Origin of the sequence: Streptomyces noursei ATCC 11455, assembly GCF_001704275.1 — a bacterium.
GTDB lineage: Bacteria > Actinomycetota > Actinomycetes > Streptomycetales > Streptomycetaceae > Streptomyces > Streptomyces noursei.
The window spans coordinates 788,290-806,622 of record NZ_CP011533.1 but is presented as its reverse complement, the minus strand read 5'-3'; the positions used below and the strand labels follow the sequence as shown (position 1 = coordinate 806,622).

At 70.3% G+C, this 18,333-nt stretch carries 1 protein-coding gene (only partly in view); it reads left to right on the top strand.

Features of this window, described 5'->3' with window-relative positions:
- A protein-coding gene (locus SNOUR_RS47930; protein WP_067343729.1) for a type I polyketide synthase crosses the window boundary here: on the top strand, positions 1-18,333 show its 3' portion. Its footprint begins 14,964 nt before the window's first position; 18,333 of the gene's 33,297 nt are visible here — the last part of the coding sequence; the start codon falls outside the window, past its left edge; its stop codon occupies positions 18,331-18,333.

Below are 18,333 nucleotides of genomic sequence, written 5' to 3'. Positions count from 1 at the left end.
GCGGCCGGTGTGGTCGTCGAGGTCGGACCGGAGGTGACCGGCCTGGCCCCCGGCGACCAGGTCATGGGCATGATCACCGGCAGCTTCGGCTCGCTCGCCGTGGACGACGCGCGGCGCCTCGCCCGCCTGCCCGAGGACTGGTCCTGGGAGACGGGTGCGTCGGTGCCGTTGGTGTTCCTCACCGCGTACTACGCCCTGAAGGAGTTGGGTGGTCTGCGGGCGGGGGAGAAGGTGCTGGTGCATGCCGGTGCCGGTGGTGTCGGTATGGCGGCGATCCAGATCGCCCGGCATGTCGGTGCCGAGGTGTTCGCCACGGCCAGTGAGGGCAAGTGGGACGTGTTGCGCTCGCTCGGCGTGGCCGACGACCACATCGCCTCCTCCCGCACCCTCGACTTCGAGGCGGCCTTCGCCGAAGTCGCCGGCGACCGCGGCCTGGACGTCGTCCTCAACTCCCTCGCCGGTGACTTCGTCGACGCCTCGATGCGGTTGCTCGGCGACGGCGGCCGGTTCCTGGAGATGGGCAAGACCGACATCCGCGCCGCGGACTCCGTTCCCGACGGCCTCTCCTACCAGTCCTTCGACCTCGCCTGGGTGGTGCCGGAAACCATCGGCACCATGCTGGCCGAGCTGATGGACCTCTTCCGCACCGGCGCACTGCGGCCACTCCCGGTCCGCACCTGGGACGTCCGGCACGCCAAGGACGCGTTCCGCTTCATGAGCATGGCCAAGCACATCGGCAAGATCGTGCTCACCCTGCCCCGCTCCTGGAAGCCCGAGGGAACGGTGTTGGTGACGGGTGGTACGGGTGGTCTGGGTGGGTTGGTGGCCCGGCATCTGGTGCGGTCGTGTGGGGTGCGGCATTTGTTGTTGACCAGTCGTTCTGGTGTGGGTGCTGCGGGTGCGGCCGGGTTGGTCGCGGAGTTGGAGTCGTTGGGCGCGCGGGTTGTGGTTGCGGCGTGTGATGTGGGTGATGGCTCGGCTGTTGCGGAGTTGGTTGCCGGTGTGTCGGAGTCGTATCCGTTGTCTGCGGTGGTGCATGCGGCTGGTGTGTTGGATGACGGTGTGGTGGGTTCGTTGACGCCGGAGCGGTTGGCTGCGGTGTTGCGTCCGAAGGTGGATGGTGCGTGGAACCTGCATGAGGCGACGCGTGGTCTGGATCTGGACGCGTTTGTTGTCTTCTCGTCTGTTGCGGGTGTGTTCGGGGGTGCGGGTCAGGCCAACTATGCGGCGGGTAATGCGTTTTTGGACGCGTTGATGGTTCATCGGGTGGCTGGTGGGTTGCCTGGTGTGTCGTTGGCGTGGGGTGCTTGGGATCAGGGTGTGGGGATGACGGCGGGGCTGACGGAGCGGGATGTCCGTCGTGCTGCTGAGTCGGGTATGCCGTTGTTGACGGTTGATCAGGGTGTGGCGTTGTTCGATGCGGCGTTGGCGACGGGGAGTGCCGCGTTGGTGCCGGTCCGTCTGGACCTGGCCGCACTGCGCACCCGGGGCGACATCGCACCGCTCCTCCGCGGCCTGGTCAAGGCGCCCATCCGCCGCGCAGCCGCCACCACACCCGGCGACACCGGACTCGCCGAGCAGCTCACCCGGCTCCAGCGCGCCGAGCGACGGGACACCCTCCTCGCGCTCGTCCGCGACCAGGCCGCGATGGTCCTCGGCCACACCTCGGGCGACGGCGTCGACCCGTCCCGCGCCTTCCGCGACCTCGGCTTCGACTCGCTCACCGCGGTCGAACTCCGCAACCGCATCGGCGCGGCCACCGGCCTGCGGCTACCGGCCACGGCCGTCTTCGACTACCCCACCGCCGATGCCCTCGCCGCACACCTGCTCACCGAACTGCTCGGCCCCGACGCCGAGTCGGACCCCGACGAGCCCGGCGACCCCACCGCGGGACCGACCGACGACCCCATCGTCATCATCGGCATGAGCTGCCGCTTCCCCGGCGACATCGGCTCGCCGGAGGACCTGTGGCGCCTGCTCGGCGACGGCGCCGACGTCGTCACCGACTTCCCGACCAACCGCGGCTGGGACCTGGACAACCTCTACGACCCCGACCCCGCGCACGCCGGCACCTCGTACGCCCGCACCGGCGGTTTCCTGCACGACGCCGCCGACTTCGACGCCGACTTCTTCGGCATGAGCCCCCGCGAGGCCATGGCCACGGACTCCCAGCAGCGCCTGCTGTTGGAGTCCTCGTGGGAGGCGATCGAGCGGGCCGGCATCGACCCGCTGACCCTGCGCGACAGCCGCACCGGCGTCTTCGCCGGCGTCATGTACAGCGGCTACGGCACCCGCCTCGACGGCGCCGAATTCGAAGGCTTCCAGGGGCAGGGCAGCGCACTGAGCGTGGCCTCCGGCCGGGTCTCCTACACCTTCGGCTTCGAAGGCCCGGCCATGACGGTCGACACCGCCTGCTCCTCCTCGCTGGTCGCCCTGCACCTCGCCGCACAGGCACTCCGCGGCGGTGAGTGCACCCTCGCCCTCGCCGGTGGTGTCACCGTGATGTCCATCCCGGACACCTTCATCGAGTTCTCCCGGCAGCGCGGACTGGCCCCCGACGGCCGCTCCAAGCCGTTCTCCGAGTCCGCCGACGGCGTCGGCTGGTCCGAGGGCGTCGGAATGCTGCTCCTGGAGCGCCAGTCGGACGCCGTGCGCAACGGCCACCAGATCCTGGCCGTGGTGCGCGGCTCGGCGGTCAACCAGGACGGTGCGTCCAACGGCCTGACCGCGCCCAACGGCCCGTCCCAGCAGCGGGTGATCCGTCAGGCGTTGGCCAGCGGCGGCCTGTCCACGGCCGACGTGGACGCCGTCGAGGCGCACGGCACGGGCACCACGCTCGGTGACCCGATCGAGGCCCAGGCCCTCCTGGCCACCTACGGCCGCGACCGCGACCCCGAGAACCCGCTGCTGCTCGGTTCGATCAAGTCCAACCTCGGCCACACCCAGGCAGCCGCCGGTGTCGCCGGCGTCATCAAGATGGTCATGGCGATGCGGCACGGCGTGCTGCCCCGCAGCCTGAACATCACCGAGCCGTCCTCGCACGTCGATTGGAGCGCCGGCGCCGTCGAACTGCTCACCGAGCAGACCGCCTGGCCGGAGACCGGCCGGGCCCGTCGCGCCGGTATCTCCTCCTTCGGCATCAGCGGCACCAACGCCCACGTCATCCTGGAGCAGCCGGAGGCCGCGCGGCACTCGGCGCCGGAAGAAGCCGACACGGCGGAGGCAGCCGCCAAGGCGCCGGCCACCGCGCACCTGCCCGTAATGCCGTGGGCACTGTCCGGCAAGACGCCGGAGGCCCTGCGTGCCCAGGCCGCACGCCTCCTCGCCCACCTCCAGCAGCGCCCCGAACTCGCACCCGCCGACATCGCCCTGTCCCTCGCCACCCAGCGCTCCCAGTTCACCCACCGGGCAGTCGTCCTGAGCACCGACCGTGACGAGGCGACCCGCGCGCTGTCCGCCCTCGCCACCACCGCCGCGTCCGACCCCTCGGCCCTCACCGGCACGGTCACCATGGGACGTTGCGCGGTGCTGTTCTCGGGTCAGGGCTCGCAACGTCTGGGCATGGGGCGTGAGTTGTACGAGCGTTTCCCGGTCTTCGCCGAGGCTCTCGATGTCGTGATCGATCACCTGGACGCCGCCTTGCCCGCCCAGGCCGGTTTGCGTGAGGTGATGTGGGGCGACGATGTCGAGTTGCTGAACGAGACGGGTTGGACCCAGCCCGCGCTCTTCGCCATCGAGGTGGCGCTGTTTCGGCTGGTGGAGAGTTGGGGTGTCCGTCCGGACTTCGTGGCCGGTCATTCCATCGGTGAGATCGCGGCGGCGCATGTCGTCGGGGTGTTCTCGTTGGAGGACGCGTGCCGTCTGGTGGCCGCGCGGGCGACGCTGATGCAGGCGTTGCCGGCCGGTGGCGCGATGATCGCGGTCCAGGCGACCGAGGACGAAGTCATCCCGCACCTGACCGACGAGGTGGCGATCGCGGCCGTCAACGGCCCGACCTCCGTGGTGATCTCGGGCGCAGAAGAGGCCACGCAGACCGTGGCACAACACTTCGCCGACCAGGGGCGCCGGACGACCGCGCTGCGGGTCTCGCATGCGTTCCACTCGCCGCTGATGGATCCGATGCTGGCGGAGTTCCGTGCGGTGGCCGAGGGCCTGTCCTACGCCACCCCGACCCTCCCCGTCGTCTCGAATCTGACGGGCCAGGTGGCCACGGCCGACGAACTCTGCTCGGCCGAGTACTGGGTGCGCCACGTCCGTGAGGCGGTCCGCTTCGCCGACGGTGTGACGGCCCTCGAAGCCGAGGGCGTGCGGACCTTCCTGGAACTCGGCCCGGACGGCGTCCTCGCCGCCATGGCCAGGGAAACCGTCGCCGACGACACGGTCACCGTCCCCGTCCTCCGCAGGAACATGCCCGAGGAACGGACCCTGCTCACCGCACTCGGCCGGCTCCACACCACCGGAACCCCGATCGACTGGGCCGCCCTCCTGGCCCCGACCGGCGCCCGCCCGGTGGACCTGCCGACATACGCGTTCCAACACCGTCCCTTCTGGCCCTCCGGCCCCCGCGACACCGCGGATGCCGCCGCCGTCGGCATCGCCGGCGCGAGCCACCCGCTCCTCAACGGCATCGTCGAACTCGCCGACGAAGAGGGCCTGTTGTTCACCGGACGGCTGTCACTGCAGTCGCATCCGTGGCTGGCCGACCACGCCGTCATGGGACAGGTCCTGCTGCCCGGCACCGCACTGCTGGAACTCGCCCTGCGCGCCGGCGACGAGGTCGGCTGTGACCACGTCGAGGAACTGACGCTCGCCGCACCGCTCGTCCTGCCCGAGCGCGGCGCGGTACAGACCCAGGTCCGGGTCGGCGTCGCCGACACCACCGGGCGCCGCACCGTCACGATCCACTCGCGTCCCGCACGCGCCACGACCACCGACAGTGACACCCACACCGGCACCGACACCCCGTGGACCCAACACGCCACCGGCGTCCTCGTCGCCGGCCTGCCGGCGACGGCAACCGTCCCGTTCGATGCCACCGTGTGGCCGCCGGCGCACGCCGAACCCGTTGACCTGGCGGACTTCTACGCGTCCCGGGCCGGCGAAGGATTCGGCTACGGGCCCGCTTTCCAGGGCCTGCGAGCGGCCTGGCGCCGCGACGGCGAGGTGTTCGCCGATGTCGCACTGCCGGAGGCCGGCCGTACCGAAGCCGAGGCGTACGGGCTGCATCCGGCACTGCTCGACGCCGGACTGCACGCAGCCTGGCTCGTCGCCCCGGACGGGGAGCCCACACGGACGGGCAGCGTGCCGTTCTCGTGGCGCGGCGTCTCCCTGGCCGCTTCCGGTGCCTCCTCGGTCCGCGTCCGACTCGGCCGCGACTCCGACGGAACGCTGAGCCTGGCCATCGCCGACACCACCGGTGCACCGGTCGCGTCCGTACAGGCCCTCTCCATGCGCACCGTCTCGGCGACGGCCCTGAGCGCCACCGCGGCCCTCGCCCGCGACGCGCTGTTCCGCCTGGACTGGGCCTCGGCCCCGGAGCCGGCGTCCCAGCCGGACGACACGGTGACCGTGATCCCGGCGGTCGCGGTCGTCGGTACGGAAACCTCCGAACTCACCTCCGAGCTCACCGCGGCCCTGCGTGCGGCGGGCGCCGACGTCGACGTCCGCACGACCCTGTCGACCGATGAACCCGCGCCCGCGCTGATCGCGCTGCCGCTCGTCGCCTCCGACCAGACCGGCACCGCAGAAGCGGCACCCGTCCCGGCGGCCGTGCACGACCTCACCCGCCGAGCCCTGGCCCTCGTACAGACCCGCCTGCAAGAGCAGCACTTCGCGGACACGAAGTTCGTCTTCGTGACCCGTGGTGCGACGGTCGGGCGTGATGTGGCTGCTGCTGCGGTGTGGGGTCTGGTGCGTTCGGCGCAGTCGGAGAATCCGGGTTGTTTTGCTCTGGTCGATCTGGATCCGGATGGTGCGGTGGGTGCGGCTGCGCTCGTCGCTGCGTTGGTCAGTGGTGAGCCGCAGCTTGCGGTGCGCGGTGATGTGTTGCGGGTCGCGCGTCTGGTGCGGCGGCCGCTCACCGAGGTCGGTGCGGGTGCTGATGGCACCGGGGATGGCGTCGGGGGTGGCTCTGGTGTGTCGTTCTCGGGTGAGGGTGCGGTCCTGGTCACTGGTGGTACGGGTGGTCTGGGTGCGGTGTTGGCGCGTCATCTGGTGGCCGAGTATGGGGTGCGGGATCTGCTGTTGGTCAGTCGCAGTGGTGAACGTGCCGTGGGTGCTGGGGAGTTGGTGGCGGAGCTTGCGGGTGTGGGTGCGCGGGTGCGGGTGGTTGCGTGTGATGTGACCGATCGTGCCGCGGTGGTGGAGTTGGTTGGCGGGCATGCGGTGTCCGCGGTGGTTCATGCGGCTGGTGTGCTGGATGACGGCATGGTGGGTGCGTTGACCGGGGAGCGGTTGTCCGCGGTGCTGCGGCCGAAGGTGGATGCTGTCTGGCATCTGCATGAGGCGACCCGCGGCCTGGATCTGGACGCGTTCGTCGTCTTCTCCTCTCTCGCCGGGGTCTTCGGCAGTCCCGGCCAGGCCAACTACGCGGCCGCGAACGCCTTCCTGGACGCGCTGATGACGCGGCGCCGGGCGGAGGGACTGCCCGGCCTGTCACTCGCATGGGGACCGTGGTCGCTGACCGATGGCACATCGGGCATGCTCGCGGACGCCGAGGCCGATCGCCTGACCCGTTCGGGAGTGCCACCGCTGACCGCGGAGCAAGGACTGGCACTGTTCGACGCGGCCCTGGCGACCGGTGACGCCACCTGCGTCCCGGTCCGCCTGGACCTGTCGGCACTGCGTGCCCAGGGTGAGGTGCCGCCCTTGCTGCGGTCCCTGATCCGAGGCCGCTCGCGCCGCGCCGCCGCCGCGGAATCGGCAACCGCCACCGGGCTGCGGGAACGGCTCGTCGGACTGAACCCGGTCGAGCGACAGGAAGTCCTCCTGGACCTCGTGCGCGGCCAGGTGGCCCTGGTCCTCGGCCACGCCGACGCCGACGACGTTCATCCGGCACGTGCCTTCAGGGAGTTGGGCTTCGACTCCCTCACCTCGGTGGAACTGCGCAACCGCCTCAACACCGTCACCGGTCTGCGGCTCCCCGCGACCATGGTGTTCGACTATCCGACCGTCGAAGTGCTGGTCTCCTACGTCCTGGACGAGTTGCTGGGCACGGATGCCGAGGTGGCGACCGTGCAGCCGGCCGCGGTTGCGGTGGCGGACGATCCGATCGTCATCGTGGGCATGGCCTGCCGCTACCCCGGCGGGGTCGCCTCTCCGGACGACCTGTGGAGGCTCGTCACGGACGGCGTCGACGCGGTGTCCCCCTTCCCGACCAACCGTGGTTGGGACGTCGAATCCCTCTATCACCCGGACCCCGACCATCTCGGTACCTCCTACACGCGCTCGGGTGGGTTCCTGCATGAGGCGGGGGAGTTCGATCCGGGGTTCTTCGGGATGAGTCCGCGGGAGGCGTTGGCGACCGATTCCCAGCAGCGGTTGTTGTTGGAGTCGTCGTGGGAGGCGATCGAGCGGGCCGGTATTGATCCGGTGAGTTTGCGGGGTAGTCGGACGGGTGTGTTCGCGGGGGTGATGTACAGCGATTACAGCGCGATGTTGGCGAGTCCGGAGTTCGAGGGTTTCCAGGGCAGTGGGAGTTCGCCGAGTTTGGCGTCGGGTCGGGTGGCCTACACGTTGGGGTTGGAAGGCCCGGCGGTGACGGTGGATACGGCGTGTTCGTCGTCGTTGGTGGCGATGCACTGGGCGATGCAGGCGTTGCGTAGTGGTGAGTGTGGGTTGGCGTTGGCCGGTGGTGTGACGGTGATGTCGACGCCTGCGGTGTTTGTGGACTTTGCTCGGCAGCGGGGTTTGTCGCCGGATGGTCGGTGCAAGGCGTTTGCGGATGCGGCCGATGGTGTGGGCTGGTCCGAGGGCGTCGGCGTGTTGGTCCTGGAGCGGCAGTCGGACGCGGTGCGCAATGGTCACGAGATTTTGGCTGTGGTGCGGGGTTCGGCGGTCAACCAGGATGGTGCGTCCAATGGTTTGACGGCGCCCAATGGTCCGTCGCAGCAGCGGGTGATCCGGCAGGCGTTGGCCAGTGGTGGTCTGACGGCCGGTGACGTGGATGTGGTGGAGGCGCATGGTACGGGTACGACGCTCGGTGATCCGATCGAGGCGCAGGCGTTGTTGGCGACGTATGGGCGGGATCGTGAGCCTGAGCGGCCGTTGTTGTTGGGTTCGGTGAAGTCGAATCTGGGGCATACGCAGGCTGCTGCGGGTGTGGCGGGCGTTATCAAGATGGTGTTGGCGATGCGGCATGGTGTGGTGCCGCGGACGTTGCATGTGGATGCGCCTTCTTCGCATGTGGACTGGTCCGAGGGTGCGGTGGAGCTGCTCAGTGAGCAGGCGGCTTGGCCGGAGACGGGTCGGGTGCGGCGGGCGGGTGTCTCCTCCTTCGGCATCAGCGGCACCAACGCGCACGTGATTCTGGAGCGTCCGGAGGCCGCGCGGCGTCCGGTGATGGAGACGAACACCGTGGAGCCGTCCACGGTGCCGTGGGTGCTTTCCGGCAAGACACCGGAGGCCCTGCGCGCCCAGGCGGCGAAACTGTTGTCGTCGATCGAGGAACGCCCGGAGCTTCGCCTCGTCGACGTGGGAATGTCCCTGGTCACCGGCCGCTCGACCTTTGAACACCGTGCGGTGGTACTCGCCGCCGACCGTGCCGACGCCGCCCGCGCATTGTCGGCGATTGCTGCCGACGAGGCCGATGCTGCCGCTGCCACCGGCCGCGTCGGCGCGGGTCGTCACGCGGTGCTGTTCTCGGGTCAGGGTGCTCAACGTCTGGGCATGGGGCGTGAGTTGTACGAGCGTTTCCCGGTCTTCGCCGAGGCTCTCGATGTCGTGGTCGACCACCTGGACGCCGCCTTGCCCGCCCAGGCCGGTTTGCGTGAGGTGATGTGGGGCGACGATGCGGAGTTGCTGAACGAGACGGGTTGGACGCAGCCGGCTCTGTTCGCCATCGAGGTGGCGCTGTTCCGGCTGGTGGAGAGTTGGGGTGTCCGTCCGGACTTCGTGGCCGGTCATTCCATCGGTGAGATCGCGGCGGCGCATGTCGCCGGGGTGTTCTCGCTGGAGGACGCCTGCCGCCTGGTGGCCGCCCGTGCGACGCTGATGCAGGCGTTGCCGGCCGGCGGTGCGATGATCGCGGTCCAGGCGACCGAGGACGAAGTCACCCCGCATCTGACCGACGACGTAGCGATCGCCGCCATCAACGGGCCGAACGCACTGGTCGTATCGGGTGTGGAGGATGCCGCCGTCGAGATCGGGGCGCGGTTCGCGGCCGAGGGGCGTCGCACGACCCGACTCCATGTGTCGCATGCGTTCCACTCGCCGTTGATGGATCCGATGCTGGCGGAGTTCCGTGTGGTGGCGGAGGGCCTGTCCTATGCTGCTCCGTCCCTCCCCGTCGTCTCGAATCTGACGGGCCAGGTGGCCACGGCCGACGAACTGTGCTCGGCCGAGTACTGGGTGCGCCACGTCCGCGAGGCGGTCCGCTTCGCCGACGGGGTGACGGCCCTCGAAGCCGAGGGCGTGCGGACCTTCCTGGAACTCGGCCCGGACGGCGTCCTCGCCGCCATGGCAGGAGCCTCGCTCACCGAATCCTCCCTCGCGGTACCGCTGCTCCGTAAGGACCGGCCGGAGGAACCGGCGGCACTCGCCGCCCTGGCCCAGTTGCACATCGCCGGCGCGCGCGTCGATTGGCCCGTGCTCTTCGCTGGTGTGGGTGCGGGGCGGGTGGAGTTGCCGACGTATGCGTTCCAGCGTGGGTGGTTCTGGCCGGTTGGTCGGGTTGGTGTTGGTGGTGATGTGGGTGCTGTGGGGCTTGGGTCTGCGGGGCATCCGTTGTTGGGTGCTGCGGTGGAGTTGGCTGCGGGTGCGGGGGTGGTGTTGACGGGTCGTCTGTCGTTGTCGTCGCATGGTTGGTTGGCTGATCATGCGGTGATGGGGCGGGTGTTTGTTCCTGGTACGGCGTTGCTGGAGATGGTGATGCGTGCTGGTGATGAGGTGGGGTGTGGTCGTGTTGAGGAGCTGACGTTGGCGGCGCCGTTGGTGTTGCCTGAGCGTGGTGGGGTGCGGGTTCAGGTTGCTGTGGATGCTCCTGATGCTGCGGGTCGTCGTGGTGTGGGGGTGTATTCGTGTCCTGATGGTGTGGGTCAGGCGGTGTGGTCGCAGCATGCTGTCGGTGTGTTGGCCTCTGGTGTGGCTGACCAGGTCGGTGGGTTCGGTGACGGTGGTGTGTGGCCGCCGCAGGGTGCGGTGTCGGTGGATGCTGAGGGCTGCTACGAGCTGTTTGCGGATGCTGGGTTCGGTTATGGCCCGGTGTTCCAGGGGTTGCGTGCGGTGTGGCGTCGCGGCGAGGAACTCTTCGCAGAGGTCGCCCTGTCGGACGAGGTTGCTGAGAGCGCTGATACGGCGACCGGTTTCGGGTTGCACCCGGCGTTGCTGGATGCCTCGCTCCATGCCTCGCTTCTCTCCTCCCTTGAAGGTCAATCCGCCGATGGTGGGCCTGCGTTGCCGTTCGCGTGGGAGGGTGTTTCCCTCTTCGCCTCGGGTGCGACGGCTTTGCGCGTGCGGTTGGCGCCGGCGGGTGAGCATGCGGTGTCGGTGACCGCGGTGGATCCGACCGGTGCGCCGGTGATTTCCATCGACGCGCTTCGTACCCGTCGCCTCACCCTCGATGAGGTCAACGCATCTCACACCCAGCTGAGCGATGCGCTCTTCGGCGTCCAATGGACCACGGTCCCGAGCACCCCGGCCGCCGACCACCCGTCGGTAGCCATCATCGGAACCGACCACCTGGGGCTCGCCGAAGCGCTCAGCAGTTCCTCTGCTGGCGCGACCACGACCACGACCGCGGCCGCGTACGAGAGCCTTGACGCGCTGATCGCGGCGGGGCCCGAAGTGTCCGTCCCTGACGTCACACTCATCGGTCTCACCACCGAGGACGCCATCGCTCAGTACGTGAACGACCACGACGCCACGGTGGCCGGCCAAGGCACCATCGGAGCCGGCGCGGCGGCCGTAGACGCGGCTCGCCGCCTCACCGCCGAGGCCCTGCGCACGATCCAGGCATGGTTGGCCGACGAGCGTCTGGCGGCAAGGCGCCTGGTCTTCGTGACCCGCGGCGCGGCCGACGGGCAGGATGTCGCCGCGGCGGCCGTCCAGGGCCTGGTGCGCTCCGCCCAGACCGAGAACCCGGGCACCTTCGGCCTCCTCGACCTCGACGGGACCGAGGCGTCGACCGCGGTCCTCGGCGAGGCTCTCACCTCCGACGAACCGCAACTGCTTCTGCGCGACGGACACCTGCACGCCGCCAGGCTGACCCGCCTGGCGTCGCCCGCCGACACGGCCGTGCCCACGGAGTGGAACGCGGACGGCACGGTGCTGATCACCGGTGGTACCGGCGGGCTCGGCGCGCAGTTCGCACGGCACCTCGTCGACAGGTACGGCGTCCGCAATCTCCTGCTCGTCAGCCGGCGCGGCCCCGATGCCCCGGGAACCACGGAGTTGGTCGCCGAGCTGACGGCGCACGGTGCCGAGGTGGCCGTGCAGGCATGTGACGTGGCCGATGGCGATGCGGTGGCGGCGTTGGTCGCCGGCGTGCCGGATGAGCACCCGCTGAGGGCGGTCGTCCACACGGCCGGTGTGTTGGACGACGGAGTGATCGGCTCGCTCACCGAGGAGCGGCTCGCCACCGTCCTGCGGCCCAAGGCGGATGCCGCCTGGCATCTGCACGAAGCGACCCGCGGCCTGGACCTGGACGCGTTCGTCGTCTTCTCCTCCGTCGCAGGGGTCTTCGGCGGCGCCGGCCAGGCCAACTACGCCGCGGCCAACGCCTTCCTGGATGCGCTGATGGCCCAGCGCCGGGCAGCGGGCCTGCCCGGACTCTCGTTGGCCTGGGGGCCGTGGGACCAGACCGGCGGAATGACGGGCATGCTGTCGGACGCCGAGGCCGACCGCCTCGCCCGCTCCGGCATCCCGCCGCTCTCCGCGGAGCAGGGCCTCGCCCTCTTCGACGCGGCACTCGCTCTTGCCGGAACCAGCACGCCAGACAGGGCAGCCGGCAGCGCCGCCGCCAGCACGTCGGGAACCGGCGACACGATCGCCATCCCGGCCGCGGCCCTCGTCGCACCGGTCCGGCTCGACCTGGCGGCGCTGGCCGCGCAGGGTGAGGTCCCCGCGATTCTGCGCGGACTGGTGCGGACCCGCACCCGCCGTACGGCGGCCGGCGGTTCCGTCACCGTGGCCGGACTCGTCAACCGCCTGTCCGGGCTCACCGCCGACGAGCGGCGCCAGGAACTTCTCGAACTGGTCCGCACTCAGGCAGCCCTCGTCCTCGGGCACGCCGATCCGGCGTCCGTGGACTCCACCGCACAGTTCCGTGACCTCGGCTTCGACTCGCTGACCGCCGTCGAGCTGCGCAACCGGCTGAGCACGGCCACCGGCCTGCGCCTGACCGCAACCCTGGTCTTCGACTACCCGAACACCGATGCCCTCGCGGAGCACCTGCGGGACGAGTTGTTCGGCGCGGTCGAGAGCGAGGTGCGGGTGCCGGTCCAGGCACTGCCGCCGACCGCCGACGATCCCATCGTGGTGGTGGGCATGGCCTGCCGTTTCCCCGGTGGTGTGACCTCGCCCGAGGACCTGTGGCGCCTGGTCGACGCCGGCACCGACGCCATCACCACCTTCCCGACCAACCGCGGCTGGGACCTCGAATCGCTCTACGACCCGGACCCCGCACACCTCGGCACCTCCTACACCCGCTCCGGTGGCTTCCTGCACGAGGCGGGGGAGTTCGACCCGGCGTTCTTCGGAATGAGCCCGCGTGAGGCGCTGGCAACCGACTCCCAACAGCGTCTCCTGCTGGAATCCTCCTGGGAGGCGATCGAGCGGGCCGGCATCGACCCGCTGACCCTGCGCGGCAGCGCCACCGGCGTCTTCGCCGGCGTGATGTACAGCGACTACGGGAGCATCCTCGGCGGCAAGGAGTTCGAGGGCTTCCAAGGCCAGGGAAGTGCGGGCAGCGTGGCCTCGGGCCGCGTCTCCTACACCCTCGGCTTCGAAGGTCCCGCCGTCACCGTGGATACCGCCTGCTCCTCCTCCCTGGTCGCCCTGCACCTGGCAGCCCAGGCCCTTCGGGCGGGTGAGTGCACGCTCGCGCTCGCCGGTGGTGTGACGGTGATGTCCACGCCAGGCACGTTCGTGGAGTTCTCGCGGCAGCGGGGTCTGGCGCCTGATGGTCGTTCCAAGGCGTTCGCCGAGGCCGCGGACGGCGTCGGCTGGTCCGAGGGCGTCGGCATCCTCGTCCTGGAGCGCCAGTCGGACGCCGTGCGCAACGGCCACGAGATCCTCGCCGTGATCCGCGGCTCGGCGGTCAACCAGGACGGTGCGTCCAACGGCCTGACCGCGCCCAACGGCCCGTCCCAGCAGCGCGTCATCCGTCAGGCGTTGGCCAGTGGCGGCCTGTCCACGGCCGACGTGGACGCCGTCGAGGCGCACGGCACGGGTACGACGCTCGGTGACCCGATCGAGGCCCAGGCGCTCCTGGCCACCTACGGCCGCGACCGCGACCCCGAGAACCCGCTGCTGCTCGGTTCGATCAAGTCCAACCTCGGCCACACCCAGGCAGCGGCCGGTGTCGCCGGTGTCATCAAGATGGTCATGGCGATGCGGCACGGCGTGCTGCCGCAGACCCTGCATGTCGACGCGCCGTCCTCGCACGTCGATTGGAGCGTCGGCGCCGTCGAACTGCTCACCGAGCAGACCGTCTGGCCGGAGACCGGCCGGGTCCGTCGCGCCGGTGTCTCCTCCTTCGGCATCAGCGGCACCAACGCCCACGTCATCCTGGAACAGCCGGAGGCCGTGCAGCGCCTGGCACCGGGAGCAGCAGAGACCGTGGAGCCGGTCGCCATCAAGCCGTCGGCGGAACCGTCCCTGGTGCCGTGGGCGCTGTCCGGCAAGTCACCCGAGGCCCTGCGCGCCCAGGCCGCACGCCTCCGTGACTTCCTGGCGGAACGGCCCGAACCGCGCTCGATCGACATCGGCCACTCACTGGCCGTCACACGCTCGCAGTTCGACCACCGCGCGATCGTGCTGGTCGACGATGCGAAGGCCCCGGCGGACAGCCTGGCCGCCCTCGCGGCCCTGGCCTCCGGTGTGGCCGATCCCGCCGTCGTCTCCGACGCGGTATCGACCGGCGGTTCGGCAGTGCTGTTCACAGGTCAGGGTGCTCAACGTCTGGGCATGGGGCGTGAGTTGTACGGCCGTTTCCCGGTCTTCGCCGAGGCTCTCGATGTCGTGGTCGACCACCTGGACGCCGCCTTGCCCGCCCAGGCCGGTTTGCGTGAGGTGATGTGGGGCGACGATGTCGAGTTGCTGAACGAGACGGGTTGGACCCAGCCCGCGCTCTTCGCCGTCGAGGTGGCGCTGTTCCGGCTGGTGGAGCGTTGGGGTGTCCGTCCGGACTTCGTGGCCGGTCATTCCATCGGTGAGATCGCGGCGGCGCATGTCGCCGGGGTGTTCTCGCTGGAGGACGCCTGCCGTCTGGTGGCCGCCCGTGCGACGCTGATGCAGGCGCTGCCGACCGGCGGCGCGATGATCGCGGTCCAGGCCACCGAGGACGAAGTGACCCCGCACCTGACCGACGAGGTGGCGATCGCGGCCGTCAACGGCCCGACCTCCGTGGTGATCTCGGGCGCAGAAGAGGCCACGCAGACCGTGGCACAACACTTCGCCGACCAGGGGCGCCGGACGACCGCGCTGCGGGTCTCGCATGCGTTCCACTCGCCGCTGATGGATCCGATGCTGGCGGAGTTCCGTGCGGTGGCGGAAGGACTGTCCTACGCCACCCCGTCCCTCCCCGTCGTCTCGAATCTGACGGGCTGGCTGGCCACGGCCGACGAACTGTGCTCGGCCGAGTACTGGGTGCGCCACGTCCGCGAGGCGGTCCGCTTCGCCGACGGCATCACCACCCTCGAAGCCGAGGGCGTGCGGACCTTCCTGGAACTCGGCCCGGACGGCATCCTGTCCGCGCTGGCTCAGCAGTCCCTCGCCGGCGAAGCCGTCACCGTGCCCGTCCTGCGCAAGGACCGCGGTGAGGAGTCCACGGCCCTGACGGCCCGAGCGCATCTCCACACCCGCGGACTGATCGAAGACTGGCAGGACTTCTTCGCTGGTGTGGGTGCGGGGCGGGTGGAGTTGCCGACGTATGCGTTCCAGCGTGGGTGGTTCTGGCCGGTTGGTCGGGTTGGTGTTGGTGGTGATGTGGGTGCTGTGGGGCTTGGGTCTGCGGGGCATCCGTTGTTGGGTGCTGCGGTGGAGTTGGCTGCGGGTGCGGGGGTGGTGTTGACGGGTCGTCTGTCGTTGTCGTCGCATGGTTGGTTGGCTGATCATGCGGTGATGGGGCGGGTGTTTGCTCCTGGTACGGCGTTGCTGGAGATGGTGATGCGTGCTGGTGATGAGGTGGGGTGTGGTCGTGTTGAGGAACTGACGTTGGCGGCGCCGTTGGTGTTGCCTGAGCGTGGTGGGGTGCGGGTTCAGGTTGCTGTGGATGCTCCTGATGCTGCGGGTCGTCGTGGTGTGGGGGTGTATTCGTGTCCTGATGGTGTGGGTCAGGCGGTGTGGTCGCAGCATGCTGTCGGTGTGTTGGCCTCTGGTGCGGCTGACCAGGTCGGTGGGTTCGGTGACGGTGGTGTGTGGCCGCCGCAGGGTGCGGTGTCGGTGGATGCTGAGGGCTGCTACGAGCTGTTTGCGGATGCTGGGTTCGGTTATGGCCCGGTGTTCCAGGGGTTGCGTGCGGTGTGGCGTCGCGGCGAGGAACTCTTCGCAGAGGTCGCCCTGTCGGACGAGGTTGCTGAGAGCGCTGATACGGCGACCGGTTTCGGGTTGCACCCGGCGTTGCTGGATGCCTCGCTCCATGCCTCGCTTCTCTCCTCCCTTGAAGGTCAATCCGCCGATGGTGGGCCTGCGTTGCCGTTCGCGTGGGAGGGTGTTTCCCTCTTCGCCTCGGGTGCGACGGCTTTGCGCGTGCGGTTGGCGCCGGCGGGTGAGCATGCGGTGTCGGTGACCGCGGTGGATCCGACCGGTGCGCCGGTGATTTCCATCGACGCGCTTCGTACCCGTCGCCTCACCCTCGATGAGGTCAACGCATCCCACACCCAGCTGAGCGATGCGCTCTTCGGCGTCCAATGGACCACGGTCCCGAGCACCCCGGCCGCCGACCACCCGTCGGTAGCCATCATCGGAACCGACCCCTTCGGCCTCGCAGACGGCCTTTCGGACGCCTTGCCCCTGGTCGAGGAGCGCGGTGACCTCGCGGCGCTCGCAGCGTCGGAGCACCCGGTACCGGACCTCGTCCTCGTCCCGGTAGCGGGCACCCGGCGCACAGGCGTACCTGCGGACGCCGAAGGACACACCGACGCCGGGACATCCGACATGCTCCGATCCGTGCGTGAGGCCACCGCACAGGTACTGGAGCAGATCCAGCAGTGGTTGGCGGACGACCGGTTCGAGGCGGCGCGGCTGGTGTTCGTGACGCGCGGGGCGGTTTCCGTGGGTGAGGGCGGCATCGCCGACCTGGCGGCCTCGGCCGTCTGGGGTCTGGTGCGGTCGGCGCAGTCGGAGAATCCGGGCTGCTTCGGTCTTCTCGACCTCGACCTCGACCTCGCCCTTGACTCCGACCTTGCCCCCGAGGTCGACATCGAGCGCGACCGTGACCGCGATCCGGTCGGTGGGACCGTGCAGCCCGCGCTCGCCGCGGCCCTGCACGCGACCGCCGACGAGCCGCAGTTGGCACTGCGCGGCGGGACCGTGCAGGCCGCCCGACTGACCCGAATCCCCGCGCCGCAGACCGACCGTGCCGAGACCGACCCTGCCGAGACCGACCGTCCGGAGATCGACACCCGGCGGCCCGGCACGGTGCTCATCACCGGTGGTACCGGTGGCCTCGGTGGGTTGCTCGCCCGGCACCTCGTCGCCGAGCGGGGGGTACGGAGCCTGGTGCTCGCCAGCCGGAGCGGTCTCGCGGCCGAGGGAGCGGAGAAGCTGGTCGCCGACCTCGAAGCGCTCGGTGCCGTGGTGGCCGTGCAGACGTGTGATGTGGCCGATGGCGATGCGGTGGCGGCGTTGGTCGCCGGCGTGTCGGACGAGTACCCGCTGACGGCGGTCGTCCACACGGCCGGTGTGTTGGACGACGGAGTGATCGGCTCGCTCACCGAGGAGCGGCTCGCCACCGTCCTGCGGCCCAAGGCGGATGCCGCCTGGCATCTGCACGAGGCGACCCGCGATCTGGACCTGGACGCGTTCGTCGTCTTCTCCTCCCTCGCCGGCGTCCTCGGTGGCGCCGGTCAGGCCAACTACGCGGCGGCGAACACGTTCCTGGACGCCTTGATGGCGCAGCGTCGCGCCGCCGGGTTGCCGGGTGTGTCGCTGGCGTGGGGTCCGTGGGACCGGGCCGGCGGCATGACGGGGACCCTGTCGGACGCCGAGGCCGACCGCCTCGCCCGCTCCGGTGTTCCGCCGATCTCGGCGGAGCAGGGCCTTGCGCTGTACGACGCGGCGACCGCCGGTGAGCGGCCGCTGGTGGTGCCGGTGCGGCTGGACCTCGCCGCGCTCCGCGGGCTCGGTGATGTCCCGGCGCTGCTGCGCGGACTGGTCCGGACGCCCGCGCGGCGGACCGCGGCGGCCGGTGCGGCGCCGTCGGCCGATGTGCTCACCCGGCAGTTGGCCGGGCTCGGCGGGGCGGAGCAGGAGGAGGTCCTGCTGAGGCTGGTGCGCGGTCAGGCCGCGGTGGTGCTCGGGCACGCCGACGGCTCGGCGATCGGTGCGGGGCGACAGTTCCAGGAGTTGGGCTTCGACTCGCTGACCGCGGTGGAGTTCCGCAACCGACTCAACGCGGCCACCGGACTGCGGCTGCCGGCCACCCTGCTGTTCGACTACCCGACGCCGGCCGACGTCGTCGGGCACCTGCGCGGCCGGCTCGGCACCGGGGAGGTGTCGGGTGCGGGCTCGGTGCTGGCGGCGCTGGACAACCTTGAGGCGGTGATCGCCGGGCTGTCCCTCGACGACGCGGGGGAGCACCAGTTGGTGGCCGGCCGGCTGGAGGTCCTCAGGGCGAAGTGGGCGGACATGCGAAGCGCGGAGGGAGCTGTGGACGGCGGTGCGGACGTCGACATCGAGGAGGCGTCGGACGACGACATGTTCGCGCTGCTGGACGACGAGCTGGGGCTGAACTGA